Origin of the sequence: Chryseobacterium sp. SSA4.19 (assembly GCF_022601875.1) — a bacterium.
Taxonomy (GTDB): domain Bacteria; phylum Bacteroidota; class Bacteroidia; order Flavobacteriales; family Weeksellaceae; genus Chryseobacterium.
This window is the reverse complement of record NZ_JAKVIP010000002.1, coordinates 146,575-165,769: the sequence shown is the minus strand read 5'-3', so window position 1 is coordinate 165,769 and position 19,195 is coordinate 146,575. Positions and strand designations below refer to the sequence as shown.

Annotated in this window: 17 protein-coding genes; 4 read left to right on the top strand and 13 right to left on the bottom strand. The window is 37.4% G+C overall.

The window, feature by feature from the left end:
• Positions 1 to 32: 32 nt before the first annotated feature.
• The 3 genes from MKJ01_RS02230 to MKJ01_RS02220 form a co-directional block, all read right to left on the bottom strand.
• Positions 33 to 1,862 carry an ABC transporter ATP-binding protein gene (locus MKJ01_RS02230; protein WP_241611271.1) on the bottom strand — a complete coding sequence of 610 codons (1,830 nt, stop codon included), beginning with the start codon at positions 1,860 to 1,862 and terminating at the stop codon, positions 33 to 35.
• A gap of 53 nt (positions 1,863 to 1,915) precedes the next feature.
• Positions 1,916 to 2,839, bottom strand: a complete 924-nt coding sequence (locus tag MKJ01_RS02225; RefSeq protein WP_241611273.1) for a M28 family peptidase — start codon at positions 2,837 to 2,839, stop codon at positions 1,916 to 1,918.
• Positions 2,840 to 3,001: 162 nt separating this feature from the next.
• Positions 3,002 to 3,391, bottom strand: a complete 390-nt coding sequence (locus MKJ01_RS02220) for a DUF4293 family protein (protein ID WP_241611274.1) — start codon at positions 3,389 to 3,391, stop codon at positions 3,002 to 3,004.
• Between the two features lie 144 nt (positions 3,392 to 3,535).
• Here MKJ01_RS02220 and rho point away from each other — a divergent pair, with 144 nt between their 5' ends.
• A complete protein-coding gene (rho, locus tag MKJ01_RS02215; RefSeq protein ID WP_241611275.1) occupies positions 3,536 to 5,356 on the top strand; it encodes a transcription termination factor Rho in 1,821 nt (606 codons plus the stop codon).
• A 343-nt stretch (positions 5,357 to 5,699) separates the two neighbouring features.
• Positions 5,700 to 6,296, top strand: a complete 597-nt coding sequence (locus MKJ01_RS02210) for a superoxide dismutase (protein ID WP_241611276.1) — start codon at positions 5,700 to 5,702, stop codon at positions 6,294 to 6,296.
• A 49-nt stretch (positions 6,297 to 6,345) separates the two neighbouring features.
• Here the strand turns inward: MKJ01_RS02210 and MKJ01_RS02205 are convergent, their stop codons facing one another.
• Entirely contained in the window at positions 6,346 to 6,768 is a 423-nt protein-coding gene (locus MKJ01_RS02205; protein ID WP_241611277.1) for a DUF6146 family protein, read from the bottom strand.
• 44 nt (positions 6,769 to 6,812) lie between these two features.
• Positions 6,813 to 8,000 (bottom strand): hypothetical protein, encoded by a 1,188-nt coding sequence (locus MKJ01_RS02200; protein WP_241611278.1) that lies wholly within the window; start codon positions 7,998 to 8,000, stop codon positions 6,813 to 6,815.
• 246 nt (positions 8,001 to 8,246) lie between these two features.
• Here MKJ01_RS02200 and MKJ01_RS02195 point away from each other — a divergent pair, with 246 nt between their 5' ends.
• Both MKJ01_RS02195 and MKJ01_RS02190 read left to right on the top strand, forming a co-directional pair.
• A complete protein-coding gene (locus tag MKJ01_RS02195; protein ID WP_241611279.1) occupies positions 8,247 to 11,099 on the top strand; it encodes a carboxypeptidase-like regulatory domain-containing protein in 2,853 nt (950 codons plus the stop codon).
• A 25-nt stretch (positions 11,100 to 11,124) separates the two neighbouring features.
• Complete coding sequence (locus MKJ01_RS02190; RefSeq protein WP_241611280.1) at positions 11,125 to 12,561, top strand: DUF5689 domain-containing protein; 1,437 nt, start codon at positions 11,125 to 11,127, stop codon at positions 12,559 to 12,561.
• 121 nt (positions 12,562 to 12,682) lie between these two features.
• Here MKJ01_RS02190 and MKJ01_RS02185 read toward each other — a convergent pair whose 3' ends face one another.
• The 8 genes from MKJ01_RS02185 to MKJ01_RS02150 form a co-directional block, all read right to left on the bottom strand.
• The gene (locus MKJ01_RS02185) at positions 12,683 to 13,204 is read right to left on the bottom strand and encodes an inclusion body family protein (RefSeq protein ID WP_241611281.1); all 522 of its coding nucleotides are present in this window, start codon (positions 13,202 to 13,204) and stop codon (positions 12,683 to 12,685) included.
• A gap of 257 nt (positions 13,205 to 13,461) precedes the next feature.
• Complete coding sequence (locus tag MKJ01_RS02180; protein WP_241611282.1) at positions 13,462 to 13,932, bottom strand: DUF6702 family protein; 471 nt, start codon at positions 13,930 to 13,932, stop codon at positions 13,462 to 13,464.
• Positions 13,933 to 13,989: 57 nt separating this feature from the next.
• Positions 13,990 to 14,736: a TIGR00730 family Rossman fold protein gene (locus MKJ01_RS02175; protein ID WP_241632453.1), complete on the bottom strand. Its 747-nt coding sequence runs from the start codon at positions 14,734 to 14,736 to the stop codon at positions 13,990 to 13,992.
• 12 nt (positions 14,737 to 14,748) lie between these two features.
• Positions 14,749 to 15,462 carry a nucleotidyltransferase family protein gene (locus tag MKJ01_RS02170; RefSeq protein ID WP_241611284.1) on the bottom strand — a complete coding sequence of 238 codons (714 nt, stop codon included), beginning with the start codon at positions 15,460 to 15,462 and terminating at the stop codon, positions 14,749 to 14,751.
• Between the two features lie 88 nt (positions 15,463 to 15,550).
• Positions 15,551 to 15,961: an RNase adapter RapZ gene (locus tag MKJ01_RS02165; RefSeq protein WP_241611285.1), complete on the bottom strand. Its 411-nt coding sequence runs from the start codon at positions 15,959 to 15,961 to the stop codon at positions 15,551 to 15,553.
• A 26-nt stretch (positions 15,962 to 15,987) separates the two neighbouring features.
• Positions 15,988 to 17,016: an aminoglycoside phosphotransferase family protein gene (locus tag MKJ01_RS02160; RefSeq protein ID WP_241611286.1), complete on the bottom strand. Its 1,029-nt coding sequence runs from the start codon at positions 17,014 to 17,016 to the stop codon at positions 15,988 to 15,990.
• Positions 17,017 to 17,138: 122 nt separating this feature from the next.
• Entirely contained in the window at positions 17,139 to 18,137 is a 999-nt protein-coding gene (locus MKJ01_RS02155; RefSeq protein ID WP_241611287.1) for a cation diffusion facilitator family transporter, read from the bottom strand.
• Between the two features lie 54 nt (positions 18,138 to 18,191).
• A complete protein-coding gene (locus MKJ01_RS02150) occupies positions 18,192 to 19,184 on the bottom strand; it encodes an aspartate-semialdehyde dehydrogenase (protein WP_241611288.1) in 993 nt (330 codons plus the stop codon).
• Positions 19,185 to 19,195 lie beyond the last annotated feature (11 nt).

Here is a 19,195-nt window from a genome sequence, read left to right as displayed (position 1 = left end):
AAGGCTCTTATTTTTTATGAGGATTGTAAAATTTAATCAAAATTCTGCAGTTCAACCAGTTTGTGATACATGCCTCTTTTGGCGATAAGTTCATGGTGGGTTCCCTGTTCTATGATATTTCCTTTCTCCATGACCACAATCCAGTCGGCTTTCTGAATGGTTGAAAGTCGGTGGGCAATAACTAAAGACGTTCTGTTTTCCATCATTTTTTCCAAGGCATACTGAACAAATCTTTCTGATTCCGTATCCAACGCAGAAGTAGCTTCATCCAGAATCATAATAGGTGGGTTTTTCAGCACCGCCCTTGCAATGGATATTCTCTGCTTTTGTCCGCCGGAAAGCTTTCCGCCGGCATCTCCGATATTGGTATCGTACTGATCCGGAAGATCCATGATAAAATCATGCGCATTGGCTACTTTGGCAGCTGCCTGAATTTCCTCTAAAGAAGCATTCGGTTTTCCCAGTGATATATTGTGTCTTATCGTGTCATTGAATAATATATTATCCTGTGTCACCAAGCCGAACAGCTTTCTATAGCTCGAAAGTTTTATTTTTTTTATATTTTCCCCGTCCACAAGAATTTCTCCTGCGTTTACATCATAAAAACGCGTGATGAGATTGGTGATTGTACTTTTTCCACTGCCGCTTTGCCCTACTAAAGCAACGGTCTTGCCTTTAGGAATGGATAATGAAAAGTTGTTAAGGACATCCCTTTCTTCATATCCGAAAGTAATGTTTTTAAATTCTACACTTCTTCCAAATCCCTGTATTTCCTTAGCATCATTCAATTCTTTAATATGATAATCTGCATCAAGAATTTCAAAAATTCTTTTAGCGGAAACCTCTCCTTTCTGAAGATTGGATATCGCGGAAGATAAAGCTTTTAAAGGTTGTAAAATGGTGTAAAATAAAGCAATATACGTTATGAATTCACTTCCTGACAACCCTCTTCCCTGAATGGCAAGGCGTCCTCCGAAATATACGATCATTCCTATGGTAACCGCTCCCAAAAGCTCACTTACGGGAGAAGCCAACGCTTTCTTCTTAAACAGGCGTAAAGAAAGATGTCTGATTTTATTAAGAACCTCGTCAAACCTTCTTTTAATCTGTGGAGAAGCATCAAAAATCTTAATGATTTTTAATCCTACTAAAGTTTCATCTACAAAAGAATACATTTTCCCGAGCTCATTCTGGGCTTCGCCGGTATCTTTTTTCAGGCTTTTCCCGATAATTGAAATAAGTGTTCCCATTATAGGAAATACAATCAATGTAAAAATGGTAAGCTGAAAATTAGAATACAGAAGATAGCCCATCGTAATAATAATTACAATAGGAGAACGTATAATGTCAATTAAACTATTTAAGATATTAGATTCCACTTCGCTGACATCCGAAGTGATTCTTGCGAAAACATCTCCTTTTCTGGAATTGGTAAAAAATGATACCGGTAATTCTAAAATCTTATCGTGCAGTTTTATCCTGAAATCTCTTGAAACACCAGTTCTTGAAAAAGTAAGGTAAAATTCTGATAAATAACTGAAAATGTTTCTTAAAAAGAACATGGATATAAATAAAATACAGGTAATTAACAGGATATATTCCGGCCCTTTTTCAATCTGTAGTTGCTGGATGTTGTAATTAAAGCTGTCTTTAAGAAATGTTCCGGCATTGGAAATGCCTTCGTAAACGGGCTGGGAATCAATTTTTTTAGTCTCTTTATCAAAAAGGATATTCAAAACAGGCATGAAAAAAAGCATGGCAATGATATTGAATAAGGCATAAAGAATATTAAAAAAAATACCGGCTGCAATAGATTTTTTGTAAGGAAGTATGTTGTCTATTGCTCGTTTATAATAACTCATCAAATTTTGGATTAATCAAACAAAAGTAAGGAAAATTAATAGATAAGACGTTTCTAATCGATTTTTACTTTATCGTTGTACGCAGGGTTAAAATTCTTGGGACTTAATTTTTCAAGGGTTTTTCCGAAATTATTAATAATCTGCGTCATGTTGTTAAAATCAACAATATGTATATCATCGCTTTCATTATGGTAATGTGTTGCTTTCGTCATGTCAACCGTTGAAAAAGAATGGGCGATAATTTTCTTTTTAACAAAGCTTACATTATCAGAGCGGTAAAACAGCTGTTGTTCCGCATAAGGGTCAGCATTGATTTTTAAGCCGTTCGCAGCATTCTGATTAAATAATTCATCCAGATCAGAGAACTCATCGCCGGTCATAAATAAAGCATTTTTTCCGAAAGCCGATTCTGTTGCCACCATTTCAAAATTAAAAAGTGCGGTCATGTTATGGTAGATTTTATCTAAATTCGGATCTTTGGAAATGGCTTTTGAACCCAGCATGCCTTTTTCTTCTCCATTAAAAGCCATGAATACCATTGAGAATTCCGGCTTTATATTTTTGAAATAATCGGAGATCCCTACCAAGGTAGCAATTCCGCTGGCATCGTCATCAGCACCATTGTAAATACTGTCTTTCGGGTTCTTGCTTGTTCCTATATGATCAAAATGTCCTGAAAAGCCCAGGTATTTATCGGTTTTACCTTTTTTTACTCCACAAACGTTATATACGGTTTGACCTTTATAGCTGAACGGAACCAGATAAGAATTTCCTGTACAATACTCCAGTTTGTTTTCTTTAAAAAGCTTGGCAATATAATTGGCTGCAAGGTCATTTTCGGGAGTTCCGATTTCACGGCCTTTCATCTCATCAGAAGCTAGTGTGGAGAGTACTGTCTTGATTCGTTCTTCAGAAACTTTCTGTGAAAAGGTAATTATGGAAAAGAGTGAAAAAGTAAGATAGGTAAGTTTTTTCATTTTGAATAATTTATCATCTATCTGTCGCATCTTTAGCAGAAATGTTGCATAAAACTGTAATAAATTTATTTTTTATAATGATGATGATTGAAATCCAAGTATGTTGAAGAAAAAAACAGCTTCCTTCAGGAAGCTGTTCTTACTCAAAAAATCGTTGTAAGGTTATCGGAGTCTGTCTACAGATTTTACGAGCCTCTCATCTTTTTTGATGTATATGTTTGCTATCAGCAGACAGATCATCGCAATCAATGGGAAAACCGGCTCAATACCCTTCTCAGGAAACTGAATTCCTCCGGATAAGTTAAGTAACCAGTATACCGATACACCAATCAACAAAGCGTTTATAATAATGCTGATATTATTCAGCAGAATTTGTCTTTTTCTGTTTTTAAAACTGAATACACTCAGTAATCCAACCAAAACAAGAATCACACAAACTATATCTATTACGGGAATCTGATCTGAAATGATGATGTCCTGCCCTGTAATGAACAGAAATACAGCAGCTAAAACTGCCAGGAAGATCCATATAGTCTGTATTCTTTGTAGCATTGAATATTTAATCTAGGCAAAAGTAGCATAAATTTTGCACAATTCAAAAATAAGTGTAGATTTGCATTATACAATGTACTTGAAAACAAAAGTCACCGGACTTACTTTTCTTACTCACAATTAATTACATTTTTTACATTAAATATGTTTAACATTGAAACGTTAAGGTCAAAATCCGTAACGGAACTGACTAAAATCTTAAAGGATTTGGGCGTTAAAGTTGCAAGAAACAGCAATGAGAATGATAAAATCTTTGCCGTTCTTGACTTTCAGGCGTCAAATCCAAAGGTTGCAAAAGAATATTTCAGCGCAACTGAAACCAGCGTAACTGCTGAAAAAATCCCGTCGGAAAAGCCTGTAAAGGCTCCTGTTAAAAAAACGGTTCCCAAGAAAACGGGCACCAGACCAAAAGCAGAAACAAAAGCTCTGGCAGAGCAAAAAACAGAGGTTGGGGAAAAAGCAGAGGAAGTAAAAGAACCTCTCACTGAAGAACCACATGCCATACAAGAGATTAAAACAGCCCCTGCTACAGTAACTGAAGATGGAGCAGCTGCTAAGAGAAAAAGGAAAAGAGTTCCTACTTCCAATACCGGAAATACTGAAAATCCACAAGAAAAAGCAGAAGCTCCCAAACATACAGAATCCCAGGAACCTGTTCCTTCAGAAGAAAAGCCTAATACTTCTCATCAGCCTCAGGCCAGGCCTCAGAAAGGACAACACAACAATCCGCATAATAACGGCAATCAAAATAGAAATCCGAATCAGAACCAAAACCAGAATAAGCAGCAACAGCAGCATTCTGAAAGAGGGGATGAGCTACAACATCACGAAACGAAAAAAGAATTCAGTTTCGATGGGATGGTAAGTATTGAAGGGGTGCTGGAAATTTTACCTGATAACTACGGGTTTTTACGCTCATCAGACTTCAGCTACATTTCTTCACCTGACGATGTATACGTTTCTACGGCCCAGATCAGAAATTACAGTTTAAAAACCGGAGATACCGTAAGAGGAATCGTAAGACTTCCGAAAGAAGGAGAAAAATATTTTTCTTTACTGAAGCCTACTGAAGTCAACGGACGTGATCTTGCATTTATCAAAGACCGTGTTGCTTTTGAATATTTAACACCGCTTTTCCCTGAAGAAAAATTTAATCTTGCAGGAAATAATTCTACCATGTCAACCAGGATTGTTGATCTGATAGCGCCGATAGGAAAAGGGCAAAGAGCTATGATCGTAGCCCAGCCTAAAACGGGTAAAACGATGCTGCTGAAAGATATTGCCAATTCTATTGCAGCAAATCACCCTGAGGTATATATGATGGTGCTCCTTATCGACGAACGTCCGGAAGAGGTTACTGATATGGAGAGAAGTGTAAATGCTGAAGTGATTGCCTCGACTTTTGATGAAGCAGCGGACAAGCATGTGAAAGTGGCCAATCTTGTTCTGGCAAAAGCCCAAAGAATGGTGGAATGCGGACATGATGTGGTGATTTTACTGGATTCAATTACGAGATTGGCAAGAGCATATAATACGGTAACACCGGCATCTGGGAAAGTACTTTCAGGAGGTGTGGATGCTAATGCACTTCACAAGCCGAAAAGATTCTTCGGAGCAGCAAGAAAAATTGAAGGAGGAGGATCTCTGACTATTATTGCTACTGCTCTTATCGATACTGGCTCTAAAATGGATGAAGTTATCTTTGAAGAATTCAAGGGAACCGGGAATATGGAACTTCAGCTGGATCGTAAAATCGCTAACAGAAGAATTTATCCGGCAATTGATCTGGTGGCTTCCAGCACCCGTAGAGATGATCTTCTTTTGGATGAAGTAACTTCTCAGAGAATGTGGATCCTGAGAAAGTACCTTTCTGAGATGAATCCTATTGAAGCTATGGAATTTGTAAATAAAAACATCAGAGGAACCCTTAATAATGAAGAATTCCTGATGTCAATGAATAAATAATTAATTTAATTTTGTTAAATGAAGGAGTCAGTCTCACAACTAAATGATGTGGGTTGAGAATTGACTGTACGAAAATCATTCTCCGACAGGAGGTCGAGAAAAATCATAAAAAAAGTCCGTTTTCACTAGTTGTGAGACGGACTCTTTTTTATTGAAAACTCTGTAAATTTTCAAGATATAATTTTTAAAATTTATAGAGATGATTTTGTTATTAAAAGTGTTTTCTCGTCGGTCATTGAAATTAGTTAATTTTTCTATGTTAAAGATTTATTAAAATAATCTACATTTTTTGAATTCGGTAAAAATATGGCTAAATTTGAGTAATAACATTAAAAATAAAATTATGTCGTTTGAACTGCCAAAACTAGGATATGCTTATGATGCTTTAGAGCCTACCATTGATGCAAAAACAATGGAAATTCACCATACAAAACATCATCAGGCTTATATCGATAATTTAAATAAAGCGATTGAAGGTACAGAGTTGGAAGGAAAAACAATTGAAGAAATCTGTCAGACCGGAACTGATAAGCCAGCCGTAAGAAATAACGGCGGCGGTCACTTTAATCACTCTTTATTCTGGGAAATTTTAACACCGGGCGGAAGCAAAGAGCCGGTAGGAAATGTAAAAGCTGCTATTGAGAATTACGGAGGCCTTGAGAAATTCAAAACTGATTTTTCTGATGCTGCCAAAACAAGATTCGGATCAGGATGGGCATGGCTGGTAAAAAATACCGATGGTTCTGTTGCCGTAACTTCTACTCCGAACCAGGATAACCCGCTGATGCCGGTTGCAGATGCGAAAGGGACTCCTGTTTTAGGGCTTGATGTTTGGGAACATGCTTACTATCTGAATTACCAAAACAGAAGACCCGACTATGTTGCTGCATTTTTTGATGTGGTAAATTGGGATAAGGTAGAGGAATTATTTAACAAGTAATTTTTAGCTATTATAAAAATAAAAAGGTTCAGTATTCCGCTGAACCTTTTTAATATCTAGTCGTATCACTTCCGGAAAGCCCGCTCATCCGCAATCCATATTTCCAGTTTACGTAAGCAAAAACCTGATACAGCTTATACTCGAACTTCAATCCGTAATTTTCTTTAGGATCGTAATTTATGGATGATTCTATAATGTTTCTGTACCGGCCGGAAGAATAGTATGAATTCCATTCAGTAACCAATATTGTATTTCTGTTTTTTAAATAGGATTCAGAATACTGATTTATCGGTTTGGCAATGGCATTAAGAAAACAATCAAACTGTGTGTCAATTACCGTAAGATCCCATTCGCCATCTTCGTTTTTAGAAGGCTTTATTTCAGATTTGTCTTTGTCATTCTTAGGATCAGTCTGTGCGGTACAGCTGAAAGGTAAGAGAGCTATAATTAAAATAATGATTACATTTTTCATATTCATAAAGTTACATAAAATGCACTTCAAATAAGTACAATTTCCTATGGTTCCTTCTGAAGAATGACAAATGCAGGGAAGTGATCACTGTAGCCTCCTGTAAACTGATCCCCGTTCCATGATCTGAACGGATAACCTTTATAATTCCCTTCCTTATTAACAAGATAGGCCGGAGCAAAGATTTCTGCTTTGTATACTGAATATTCTTTTGTAACCTGGTCTGAAATTAAGTTTTTAGAAACAATAATCTGGTCAAACAAGTTCGGGGCATCCTGATAGGCTAAAGAGGCAACTCCTTTTTTGTATAAAGGATACATAAGGTTGAGGTAAGGCGTACTGTCGCTTAAATCTTTTAAGCCGGGCTGGGCTTTAAGATAATTTTTCAAGCTCGGGCTTACGGGGTCATCATTAAAGTCGCCCATGGCAAAAAGTTTTGTCGCAGGATCTGCTGCCCTTACACTGTCCATCTGCTGTTTCAGTAATGTTGCAGCTGCATTCCTTTTCGGAAGGGAAACTGCTTCGCCTCCTCTCCTTGAAGGCCAGTGGTTCATAAAAAATGCTACTTTTTCATTATCTAACATTCCTGTAACAACCAGAATATCGCGGGTATATTCTCTTCTTCCGCCATCAAATATTTTAAGTTCTTTCTTTAATGAATTCGTAGGAGTGAATCTTCTTTTCTGGTAGATTAAAGCAACGTCAATTCCTCTGTAATCGTAAGAATTATAATGGATGATTCCGTAATCGTATTTTTTTAATGCAGGTTCTTTGATCAGGTCTTCAATGACCTGCCTGTTTTCAACTTCAATCAGTCCTACAACAGCAGGTGCTGTTTTGGTGTACTGAGCTCCCATTTCAGAGATTACTTTCGCTTCATTGGCCAGTTTCGCTCTGTATACTTTTGTATTGTAATTTTTAGCACTATTTGGGGTGAACTCTTCAGATCCGCTTTGAAATCTGACGACTTTTTTGCCTGCCAGAGCACCGTCACTCCAGGGACCGTTATATTTTTCCGCTTCTAAAAACTTTATAGAGTCCATAGGGATGCTCCTGTGAAAAACCGGACTTTTACTGTCTTTAGTCCCGTCAATATAATCTGCTGAGCGAATGGTATCCCAGAGATTTTCTACGTTTAAAAAACCTACCGCAGCTACTTTTCGCAGTTTTCCTTGCTGTTGAGAGAATGCCATAACCGAAAAAAAGACGGCAAACAGGCCCAGAAATCTTTTCATCCTCTTAAAGTTATTTGTTAGTATTATTTCATCTATCAAATTTAACTTTTTTTATTCATCTCATTTTAAAATATTTGTAAATTTAAAACACCATTATTGGATTTATTTATGTAGACATTCTGGAATTTATAATTGTTAAGAAAATTTAAAATTGAAAAGATTGTACAGTCCGGGTTTTAATTAAATTTATTTTCCTTATAAATTGCTGACAACAAGTAAGAAAGTGTTAAAAAAACAAAATATGCTATGATTAAAAAATTATCATTAGTCTCTTTGTTTACTTTGCTTCCAGCTTCATACTATTTTGCGCAGACCACCGTCTTTGCGTATCTGAAGGATGCTGATGGAAAACCCGTTGAAAGGGCAGAAGTAGATCTTAAAGGGAAAGAGAATGAGGTAACGGCTGACAAAATTGGATATTTCCAGTTTGTTGACCTGATACCGGGACATTATCAAATTGTTATTACCAAACCGAATTATGAAACCAAAGTCATGGAGTTTGATGTACTGGACAATGAGAAGAAAAAGGATTTAGGAACTATTACCCTTTATTCCGTATTAACAAATGCAGATCAGGGTTTGGCTATTATTGATAACCTTGGAAGTGACTATGAAGACAGCAGCAGCGGGCAAGCTTCTACCGTTGGTTTATTACAGTCTTCTCAGGATGTTTTTAACAGAATCTCAAGTTTTGATCTTGGAGCCTACTGGTTCCGGCCGAGAGGTATTGATGGAAGAACCTCTGAAAATATATTGAACGGTGTTTCCATGGTAAAATCAGATAACGGAAACGTTGATTTTTCTAACTGGGGAGGTCTTAATGAAATTGTAAGATATCCGGAGATCTTTACCAATCATTCACCTTCCGAATATGCTTTTGGAGGTGTGAGCGGCATTATTTATAAAAATACAAAAGCCAGCGAATACAGAAAAGGATTTCAGGCGACTTATTCCGTTACCAACAGAAATTACCGTCAGAGAGTTTCTTTGAGGTATACCTCCGGAATGAGTAAAAAAGGTTGGGCGTTTACGGTAATGGGGGCAAAAAGATGGGCAGAAGAAGGTATTCAGGACGGGACTTTTTATGATGCTTACGGGACTTATTTAGGTATTGAAAAGAAATTTAATGATAACCATACCCTTACTTTTAATGCATTCGCCTCTCCTTACAGAAGGTCCACGGCAAGCCCGAGTACACAGGAAGTTTATGATTACAGGGGAGTTCATTACAATTCTTACTGGGGTTGGCAAGACGGAGAAAAAAGAAGCGAAAGAGTAAGAAAAGGCTTTCAGCCTGTATTCCAGCTGCAGGATTTCTGGAAAATCAATAAAAAATCAAATTTATGGACAACCGTTTCTTACCAGTTCGGAAAAGATAAAGGTTCACGGTTGGATTGGCAGAATGCTTCAAATCCGTCTCCGACCTATTATAAAAAGTTACCGAGTTATTATCAGAACAGCATTATCTACAATGCATATCATAATAATACAGATCCTGAGCTGTATCTTAAGCTGAAAGAAGGTTTTGACCAGGCAAATGAAGATTGGATGAATAATAATCAGGACATCACCCAGATCAACTGGAATAATTTATATGCAGCGAACCGCAACAGTGCTAACGGAAGTGCAAAATATTTCCTAGTGAATGATGTAAGTGACGATAAGATCTTTAATGCAGCAACACACTATACCTATAACTTCGATGATAAGACAAGATTTTTCCTTAATATTTCTTATCAGAATTTCAGATCTGAATACTATAGAGAAGTCAAGGATTTATTAGGAGCAGGTTATGCTCTCAATATTGACCCTTTTGCAGAGTCAAACAAAAGAGGATCGTCTGGTTTCTACAATATGAATGACTCTGAAACTCAAAAGCATGTGGGAGATAAGATCAACTATAATTACATTCTCAGAAGACAGGAAGTAAAAGTAAATCCGGGACTAAAATTATCTACAGGGTCTTTTGATATTTTTACCACTGCTTTATTTGGTTATTCTACTTCTAACAGGGACGGATTGTTCCAGAATTATTTATATCAAAAAAGTTCTTTAGGCGAAAGTAAAGACTTCAATTATCTCAATTATGGACTAAAAGGGCAGGTAATCTACAGGCTTAACGGAAAAAATTTCTTTGTTTACAATGGCGCTTATTTCTCTCAGGCCCCTTTTTTAGAAGACATCTTCATCAATCCCAGAGCCAATAACTATTCGGTTCCGAATATTAAGAATGCGGTGGTAAGTGCAAACGATATCAGCTATGTAATGTCTGCCCCTTTCTTAAAGTTAAGGGCAACAGCTTATCTTGTAAATACACAGAATGATACAAATGTTCAGAGATTCTTTGCCGATGGATTGACAATAAGTGTTGATAATGCTGAAACCGGCAGTACTGAAGATAAGACGGCAAGTGCTTTTGTCACTCAGACCATGTCTAATGTAAGTAAACGCAGTATGGGAGCGGAATTGGGTATTGATTTTAAAGTATTACCCACCCTTTCTCTACAGGGTGTGGCCAGTTGGGGCGACTACAGGTACACCAACAATCCGAATGTATATATTTCTTCAGATGTGATGGCAGCTCCTTATGCTAATTTAGGAACAGCATATATTAAAGATTTCAAAGTGGGCGGGACGGCACAGAAGGCCTTTTCAGCAGGATTCAGGTACAATTCACCGAAATACTGGTGGTTCGGGGCAAGCTGGAATTATCTGGATGATAATAATCTCGATCCGTCTGCTATTCTCAGGACAGATGAGTTTATCCAGAACAACAACAGCAGTACGCCGTTTGTGAATCTTGATGATCCAAAAGTTGAGCGTTATATGAGGCAGGTTCAGCTTCCTTCATCTTTCTTTTTAAATGCCAATGTTGGGAAATCATGGATTGTAGGTAAATATTATGTGTTGATTTCAGGATCAGTAAACAATATTCTTGATAACACGAGATATATTACAGGAGGATTTGAGCAGATCAGAAGTTCAAACGGCAATGTAGATTTTGAAAATGATTATAATAGCCGATATCCTAATTTCGCACCCAAATACTGGTATACCCAGGGCCGCTCTTATTTTGTCAACTTACAAGTCAGATTTTAAAAATAACCAATATAAAATGAAAACAATGAATATAAAGAATTTCTTAAAAATGAGTTTGGGAGCTGCTCTGCTGGCCGCCTCCCAAATTTCCTGTATCCATGATGATAAATGGGATGTCCCGGAGATTGTATGTAATAATAAATTTGCTGCTCCTACCATGACAATGGCAGATGTTGTTGCTTTAGCTCCTGCCGCAGCTTCTAATGTATATACCGGGACAGCATACAAGATTCCTGCTGAAGATGCGACACATCCGGCAGTGATTTTTGACGGTTATGTTGTGTCTTCGGATGAAAACGGAAATTTCTACAAGACAATTACTTTCCAGGATAAGCCGGAAAATCCAACTGTTGGATTGACGGTGGGAATTAACAAGTCCATGAACTATACAGACTATCCTGTAGGCGCGCATATCAGAATTAAGGCAAACGGAATGCTTATCGGTAAATCTTCTGGCGCAATTACATTGGGAGTTGAAGATCCTAACTATGCAATCGGGAGAATTCCTGAGTCTATTATCGGACGATATATTTCAGGAGTTTGCAATGGTGCAGGCCTTGAAATTGTAAATATCGTGCCGAGAGAGATAACCCTTGATGATATTAAGGCAAGTAACAGTAACTGGATTAATACTTTAGTGAAAGTCAAAAATGTTCAGTTTACTAAAGCTCAGATTGGGAAACCTTTAGTTGGGACAGATATTTCAGGGAATAATGTAGATACAGATAGAACTATTGTTGATGCTAATGGAAAAAGTGCAACTATTAGAACCGGTGCATTCTTTAAACCAGCTGCATACCAAATTCCAAATGAAAGTGGAGATATTACTTTTGTTTTAAGTCGTTATAATGCTACTTTCCAGGGAGCAATTAGAGGCGTCAGTGATATTAATTTTAAAAACGCGCGTTTTGCAGAAGGTATTGTAGGAGGTTCCAATATGACTTATTCAGGATCGTTTACAGAAAATTTTGAAAGCTATCCTGCTAATACATCTGCACCTTATTTCAACAATTTTCCTAAATACCTGAATTATGCATTTACAGGAAAAAGATACTGGGAAGTAAGATCTTTTAGCGGTAATAAATATATTCAGTTATCTGCTAATGGCGGAGATGCCGATACTGCTTATGATACTTATTTCATGGTTCCTGTAGATTTTACGGCAGCAAATACGTTAGCATTTAACGTTAATGCAGGTTTTTATAATGGAGCAGCGCTTAAAGTCTATACTACAACGGATTATACTCCCGGTACAGAAATTACTGCAGCTACTTTGAATGAGATTACTTCCAACTTTACCATGCCTACAGGACCTGCAAGCGGCTATGGTACTTTTGCGCCGGCCGGAACCTACGATTTCCCTACAGGCCTTACCGGTAATGGATTTATTGTATTTAAATATGAAGGAAACAGTTCCGGAATTAAAACAACCATGCAATTGGATGAAATCAAGGTTCAGTAATAAATTTTTGTATATGAAGATCATCTGATGATTGTCAGAAAAATCTCTTTTGAAATAGGAAACCCACTGCAGAAGCAGTGGGTTTTATTTTCTTTTATTTAACTGTAATTGTTGGATCCCATTAATAATAGCCATACAAAATTTGGCTATCACTGTTATTCGGATCTATGACATATAATGCAAACATCATATAGAAATTTTCTGTTCCTGTAGTTTTTACTCTGGAGTCAAAACTTGAAAAAGTAATATTTGCAGTATTGGCTGGTAACCCGTTTGGAGAATTATAATTAGGGACTACCGCTAGCTTCCTGGTTACTGCATTATAAATAAAATTATTAAATACTTGATCTCCAGCCCAATATTTTACATTATAGATCATTACAGCATCGTCAGAATTCTGATAGATAGAAGTACTTCTGAACGATACATTGTCCCCGGCTCTTGCGCTGAAATTAAGGTCAGCAGTTCCTTGTCCGGAAAGGGCGTTGGCATTCAATACAATCATGTGCTGGCTGTTATGATCTATTCCTGTCGGATTATTAGGATCTTTACTGGGATTAGGATAATTAGCTTTTACGTAATCGGTGTCAATGACTACCAGAACATTAATATCCTGGCTCGATGATTTGTCTGTTGTTTTCATTGTAATAGTTTTTGGTTAATGGTTGCTACTCATTTAGCTTTTCGGAGCACGCCTCGTTGATTATTGTGGTTTCTGAACTCTACTCTCGTTGTAATATTACATGACAAAGTTACATTCCTGAAAATCATAATTTTATAGTATAAATGCTGAAAATTTAAAATTGGTATTTATACATAAATCTCTATATGGTGATTTTAAATTCTGGGAAAATAAAAACCACTGCAGAAGCAGTGGTTTATGATTAACTTACATTTTTACTAAAAAGATACTTCATTCACTTCTTTTCCACGTTGGAAATTCATTACTTTCTGGCTTCCTTTATAAGCAACGGTAACCACATTGCTTTGCTTTGGAAAAGCGCTTAAGAGGATCGTATTTTTAATTTTCAAGGTACTTATATCTGAAACTCCTCCAGCTTCAAAATATACCCATACAGTTTCTCCGCTTACCTGACTTCCTGTGAAAGTTATTGTTTTCGGAGAACCGTTCACGTAGACGTCAAAATTATTGTTTACATACCTTTTTACTTCTGCTTCAAATCCTGCTGTATTAGGATTGATTTTAATAGCATCGGAAATATGACTGGTATTCATTTTTGTGGTAAACTTTAATGTCTTGCTTCCGTCAATATAGTCCACTTTAGTCATTGAAGAGAAAAAGTCTACATAGGTGAAACTCATTAACGCCAAAAGGGTTAAAAAACCTGTGATACATAAAATTTTTTTCATCCTAAATAATAGATTTAAAATCATGGTTATGAAATAAAAGCGACAAATAACATGCCATTAAAAGTTAACATTAACTGAATATTTATCATAAAATGCCTTGATGTGAGCTACTGCCTCATCTGCAGTATCTACCACACGATAAAGATCAAGGTCATCTTCATGAATCATTTTTTCTTTAATCAGTGTTTCCTTAAACCAATCCAGCAGTCCGCTCCAAAACTCGGAACCGACCAGAACAATAGGAAATTTTCCGATTTTATTGGTCTGAATAAGGGTCAAAGCCTCCGTAAGCTCATCAAGAGTTCCGAATCCGCCCGGCATTACCACAAATCCCTGCGAATACTTTACGAACATCACTTTTCTCACAAAGAAATAGTCAAAATTCATAGAATATGATCGGTTGATATAAGGATTAAAATGCTGTTCAAAGGGTAGATCTATATTCAGTCCGATGGATTTTCCCTGGGCATTGAAAGCACCTTTATTTCCCGCTTCCATAATACCGGGCCCGCCACCGGTAATAATTCCGAAACCTATTTTGGTGATTTTTTCTGCAATTTCTACAGCCATTTCGTAGTATTTGCTCTCAGGTTTTAGTCTGGCAGAGCCGAAAATAGAAACACAGGGACCTATCTTTGCCAGCTTTTCATATCCGTCTACAAATTCAGCCATCACTTTGAAAACCATCCAGCTGTCTTTCATAATGGTTTCATCCCATGTTTTCTGTCTCAGGCTGTCATGTAATCTGGTTTCATTGTTTTCAAGTTCGGGATTTACCAAACTTTCATCTCTGCTTCCTTTCATTCCCATATCAAATTATTTAAAATGTTTTTCGGCTTTTATTATGGATTCCGGTTTTCCAACATCTATAAGAATACTGTCATGCACAAAACCGTGAATTTGCTCCGTCTGCATCAGATCCAGATATTCTTCCATCACTGAAAATTTACCTCTTCTTTTAATTTTGTCAAAAATAATGGGGTTTATACAGTGGATGCCGCTAAAAGCCAGTGGTTTAAAGCCTTTGTTAAATTCAGCCAGCCTCTGTTCCCCAGTCTGCACATTCAGCCAGCCTCTTAAAATCAGATCGTCATTGAAAAGCAGTTTTCTTGAGCTTTCCCGGTCTGAAACAGCTAATGTAGCAAAATCTTTTATCTTTTTATGATAACCGACAAAGTCTGTTATATTCAGATCCGTTAAAATATCGGCATTCAGAATCAGGAAATCTTCTCCATGATCAAGAAACCGTCTGGCAAACAATAAGCCGCCGCCTGTTTCCAGCAATTCCTCAGACTCATCTGAAATCTCTATATGGCATCCAAAATTGTTGTTCTGCTTTAAAAATTCTACAATCTGATTTCCAAAATGATGAATATTAATGACAAAATCTTTTATTCCGAAGCTTTTCAGATAGTTGATGTTCCTTTCCAGAAGCGGTACATCATTTACTTTTGCCAGTGCTTTAGGATGATAATCGGTAAAGGGTTTCAGCCGGGTTCCTTTTCCTGCTGCGAAAATAAGCGCTTTCATTTATTATGGGTGATAAGTGATTGGTAATGAGTAATACAGTAGGCAGAAATAATTATGAATTTAAATATAGCTTATTGCACATTACTCATTACTTATGATTAAGTTGATGCTGTTCATCATGATGAAGACTGATCTCCACTTTTTCACCGTACTTTTCTTCAATGAAATGAGCAATCCGGATAGCAGAATATACGGATCTGTGCTGGCCGCCCGTACATCCGAAATTGATCTGCAGGTTTTCAAATCCTCTTTCCAGATAATTATCAATATTAATAGACACCAGACTTTTAATAAGTTCCAAGAACTTGGGCATGTCTGTTTTGGTCTCCAGATATTCCTGTACACCAATGTCGTTTCCGGTCTGGATTTTATATTCCTCCACTCTCCCCGGGTTTAAAATCCCCCGGCAGTCGAAGGTGAATCCGCCCCCGTTTCCGGTAGTATCTTTTGGAATTCCTCCTTTCTTATAAGAAAAACTGTGTATGTCGATGTGTAGCATTTATTATTTATTTAATTCTTAGTTCTTTAAAACACATTAGTGTTCAGTAGTGTATTAATTTTCAATTTTGTCGTTTCCAGAGTTAATTGCCGGATGACTTTTTTTAGCTCGGGATAATTATTCATATATTCCCAGGTTTGCGCAAATGCTGAAATGTTTTCAATCCCTTTAGCAATGCTGGCTGTAAAATGATGTTTTCTCTGGATCAATCCTCTGAAGCCGTAAGCTCCCAATACCTGCAGAAACCTCATTAGCTGAAGTGGTTTTACCGTTTTTTTTAGTTGAATCTGGATTTCTTGATCATCAAACTGTTTAATATAGAAATCAAGCATGTCATTTTTAAAATCTTCCGGAAAATCAGCTTTCGCCTGAAAAAGGAAAGATATTACATCATACATCAGAGGCCCTTTCATTGCAGACTGGTAATCAATAAAGGAAACTTCATTCCTTTCATTGACCATAATATTCCTTGCCTGGAAATCACGGATCATAATTCCTTTGGGTTCTAAGCCTTCTATGAGGCCTGCGATTTTTTTGAATTCTTTAAGCAGGGTGGATTTGTGATATTCCAGTTCCAGAACGTCTGCCACAAAATTCTTGAAATAATATAAATCATGGATTACGGGAAGTTCATCATAGCTTTCATATTCAAAGGTTTTTGTAAAATCTATTTTTCCCTGAGTTGCAGCCTGAAGTGTAAAAAGTTTTTCTAAAGTTTGTTTTATCAAAGTCTTCACGTAATCAGATAAGCCTTCTGTAGTAATGATCTCCGAAAGGGTTTTCTCGCCTAAAAATTCCTGAATATACATTGTCCGGTCATCCGAAACCTTAAAAATTTCAGGCGTGTTAAGATTTAAGTCTGAAAATATTCCGGAGTAATATAAAAAGCTTTCATTCTCGCGGATATTTTCATTGCAGGTAATGATGTACTTCTTGTCGTTTGCTGTTGCGAGAAAATTGACTCTTGCCGAGCCGCTCTGTGCTAACGTAATGCATTCGGAAGCTTTCGTATCCGTATGCTGTTCAAAAAATTGTTTGGCATTTTCAACATTCATAGACGAAACAAATATACTAATTTAAGCGGTAATGTATTTTGCTGTTTAATTATCGCTTATTACAGCAAACTCCGGAAAGCTTTTACAAGGTACTAAAATTATCATAGTAAAATATCCAGACATTACTCTGCCGTATGCTTATCTGCACAGGTTACATTTTCCGGGGTCCAGGTTACTCTTTTCACGAAATCTTTTTCACGGACCGGACAATCCTCAATCCGGCATATTGGACACGAGATGGGCTTGCAGTCGTCCATATGGAAATTGAACTCTACGTTTCTGTTGATATTTTTTGCCAGAAGAATAATCATCTTTTCCATTTCATTATGAGCGTCCCGGAGGCTGTAGTACCAAGGCAACGTAATGTGGGCATCAATGTGAAGGGAAGCTCCGAACTGTTGAATTTTCATATTGTGCACATCGATCCATTCAGTTCGTCTGTTTTCTTCGAGAATTTTAATAATCTGGTCTAAAAGGTCACGGTCCTGCTCATCCATAATTCCGCTCAGCGACTTTCGGACAATCTTGTAGCCTACAAATATGATGTAAATTCCAAATATCAGGGCGACTAAGGAGTCTAACCAGTATATTTTAGTAAAGTAAACAATAATTAAGCTGATTACGACCCCAAGCGTAGTAACGGTATCCGACTGAAGATGTTTGCCGGATGAAATCAACACCAAAGAGTTCTCATGTTCCCCTTTTTTAATGGAAATATAGCCCAGAAAATAGTTAATAACTGCTGTGGCTGCAACAATTGCGATTCCCCAATCGAGCTTATCCAAAACTTTTCCGACAATAAGGCTGTTGATTCCCTCATAAACAATCATAATGCCGGCAATGGCAATCAGCGCTCCTTCGATTCCTGAGGTCACAAACTCTACTTTTCCGTGGCCGTACGGGTGGTCTTCATCTTTAGGTTTTGCGGCGAGATATAAAGAATATAATCCCATAAAAGCACTGATGACATTAACAATGCTTTCCATAGCATCAGAAAATACCGCGTCGGAATTCGTAAGCTTCCAGGCAATAATCTTCCCGATGAAAAGGATTACTCCAAAAGCGGCAATGAGCTTCTGGAACCCTATCTTATCTTTTTTATGAGTTTTTTGAACATTCATAGGTTTGATAAAAAAAAGAATCTCAATGTTGAGACTCTTTTTATTTTTGTTAGTTTATACTAAGTTGTGTGCTACAAGGTATTCTGCGATCTGTACGGCGTTGGTAGCAGCCCCCTTCCGCAGGTTATCAGCCACAATCCAAAGATTCAATGTTTTGGGCTGAGAGAGGTCCCTCCTGATCCTTCCGACAAAAACCTCATCTTTCCCTTCGGAATACAGCGGCATCGGATACTCGTTGTTTTTAACGTTATCCATCACCACAACGCCTGGGGTTTCGGATAAGATTTTCCGTACTTCATTAAGGTCGAATTCATTTTCAAACTCGATGTTTACACTTTCCGAGTGGCCTCCCTGTACGGGAACCCTTACGGCAGTAGCCGTTAAATTAAAGGTGTCGTCCCCTAAAATTTTCTTAGGTTCCTTCATCAGCTTAATCTCTTCTTTCGTGTAATCATCGTCAGCAAAAACATCGCAGTGCGGCAATGCATTTTTGAAGATCTGATAAGGGTATACTTTAGCCGTAGACTCGTCTCCGCCGATTTCTCCGTTTAGCTGGTCAACGGCTGCTTTCCCGGTCCCTGTAACGGATTGGTATGTGGAAACAATCACTCTTTTAAGATCGTATTTTTTATTCAATGGTCCTAATACCATCACCAGTTGAATGGTCGAACAATTTGGGTTGGCAATGATTTTATCAGCTTGGGTCAAAACATCTGCATTGATCTCGGGAACCACCAGTTTTTTATCAGGATCCATTCTCCAGGCCGAAGAATTATCAATTACCGTAGTGCCAGCTTCAGCAAAAAGTGGGGCGAATTCCAGAGAGATGGAACCGCCTGCCGAAAAGATGGCAATGTCCGGTTTGGCAGCTATAGCGTCTTTCATGCTTACAATCGTAAATTCTTCCTGTTTATACTTCACCTTTTTACCTACAGATTTTTCGGATGCTACCGGAATTAATTCTGTGACAGGGAAGTTTCTTTCTTCCAGAACTTTCAGCATAACCTGGCCAACCATTCCTGTTGAACCTACTACAGCTACTTTCATTGATTTAATTA

Coding starts and splice junctions, on each gene's coding strand:
- MKJ01_RS02185 (WP_241611281.1), bottom strand. CDS start 13,204: ATGAAAACAACAGACAAATCATCGAGCCAGGATATTAATGTTCTGGTA.
- MKJ01_RS02195 (WP_241611279.1), top strand. CDS start 8,247: ATGATTAAAAAATTATCATTAGTCTCTTTGTTTACTTTGCTTCCAGCT.
- MKJ01_RS02210 (WP_241611276.1), top strand. CDS start 5,700: ATGTCGTTTGAACTGCCAAAACTAGGATATGCTTATGATGCTTTAGAG.
- MKJ01_RS02165 (WP_241611285.1), bottom strand. CDS start 15,961: ATGCTACACATCGACATACACAGTTTTTCTTATAAGAAAGGAGGAATT.
- MKJ01_RS02200 (WP_241611278.1), bottom strand. CDS start 8,000: ATGAAAAGATTTCTGGGCCTGTTTGCCGTCTTTTTTTCGGTTATGGCA.
- MKJ01_RS02190 (WP_241611280.1), top strand. CDS start 11,125: ATGAATATAAAGAATTTCTTAAAAATGAGTTTGGGAGCTGCTCTGCTG.
- rho (WP_241611275.1), top strand. CDS start 3,536: ATGTTTAACATTGAAACGTTAAGGTCAAAATCCGTAACGGAACTGACT.
- MKJ01_RS02205 (WP_241611277.1), bottom strand. CDS start 6,768: ATGAAAAATGTAATCATTATTTTAATTATAGCTCTCTTACCTTTCAGC.
- MKJ01_RS02220 (WP_241611274.1), bottom strand. CDS start 3,391: ATGCTACAAAGAATACAGACTATATGGATCTTCCTGGCAGTTTTAGCT.
- MKJ01_RS02180 (WP_241611282.1), bottom strand. CDS start 13,932: ATGAAAAAAATTTTATGTATCACAGGTTTTTTAACCCTTTTGGCGTTA.
- MKJ01_RS02170 (WP_241611284.1), bottom strand. CDS start 15,462: ATGAAAGCGCTTATTTTCGCAGCAGGAAAAGGAACCCGGCTGAAACCC.
- MKJ01_RS02225 (WP_241611273.1), bottom strand. CDS start 2,839: ATGAAAAAACTTACCTATCTTACTTTTTCACTCTTTTCCATAATTACC.
- MKJ01_RS02155 (WP_241611287.1), bottom strand. CDS start 18,137: ATGAATGTTCAAAAAACTCATAAAAAAGATAAGATAGGGTTCCAGAAG.
- MKJ01_RS02175 (WP_241632453.1), bottom strand. CDS start 14,736: ATGAAAGGAAGCAGAGATGAAAGTTTGGTAAATCCCGAACTTGAAAAC.
- MKJ01_RS02230 (WP_241611271.1), bottom strand. CDS start 1,862: ATGAGTTATTATAAACGAGCAATAGACAACATACTTCCTTACAAAAAA.
- MKJ01_RS02160 (WP_241611286.1), bottom strand. CDS start 17,016: ATGAATGTTGAAAATGCCAAACAATTTTTTGAACAGCATACGGATACG.
- MKJ01_RS02150 (WP_241611288.1), bottom strand. CDS start 19,184: ATGAAAGTAGCTGTAGTAGGTTCAACAGGAATGGTTGGCCAGGTTATG.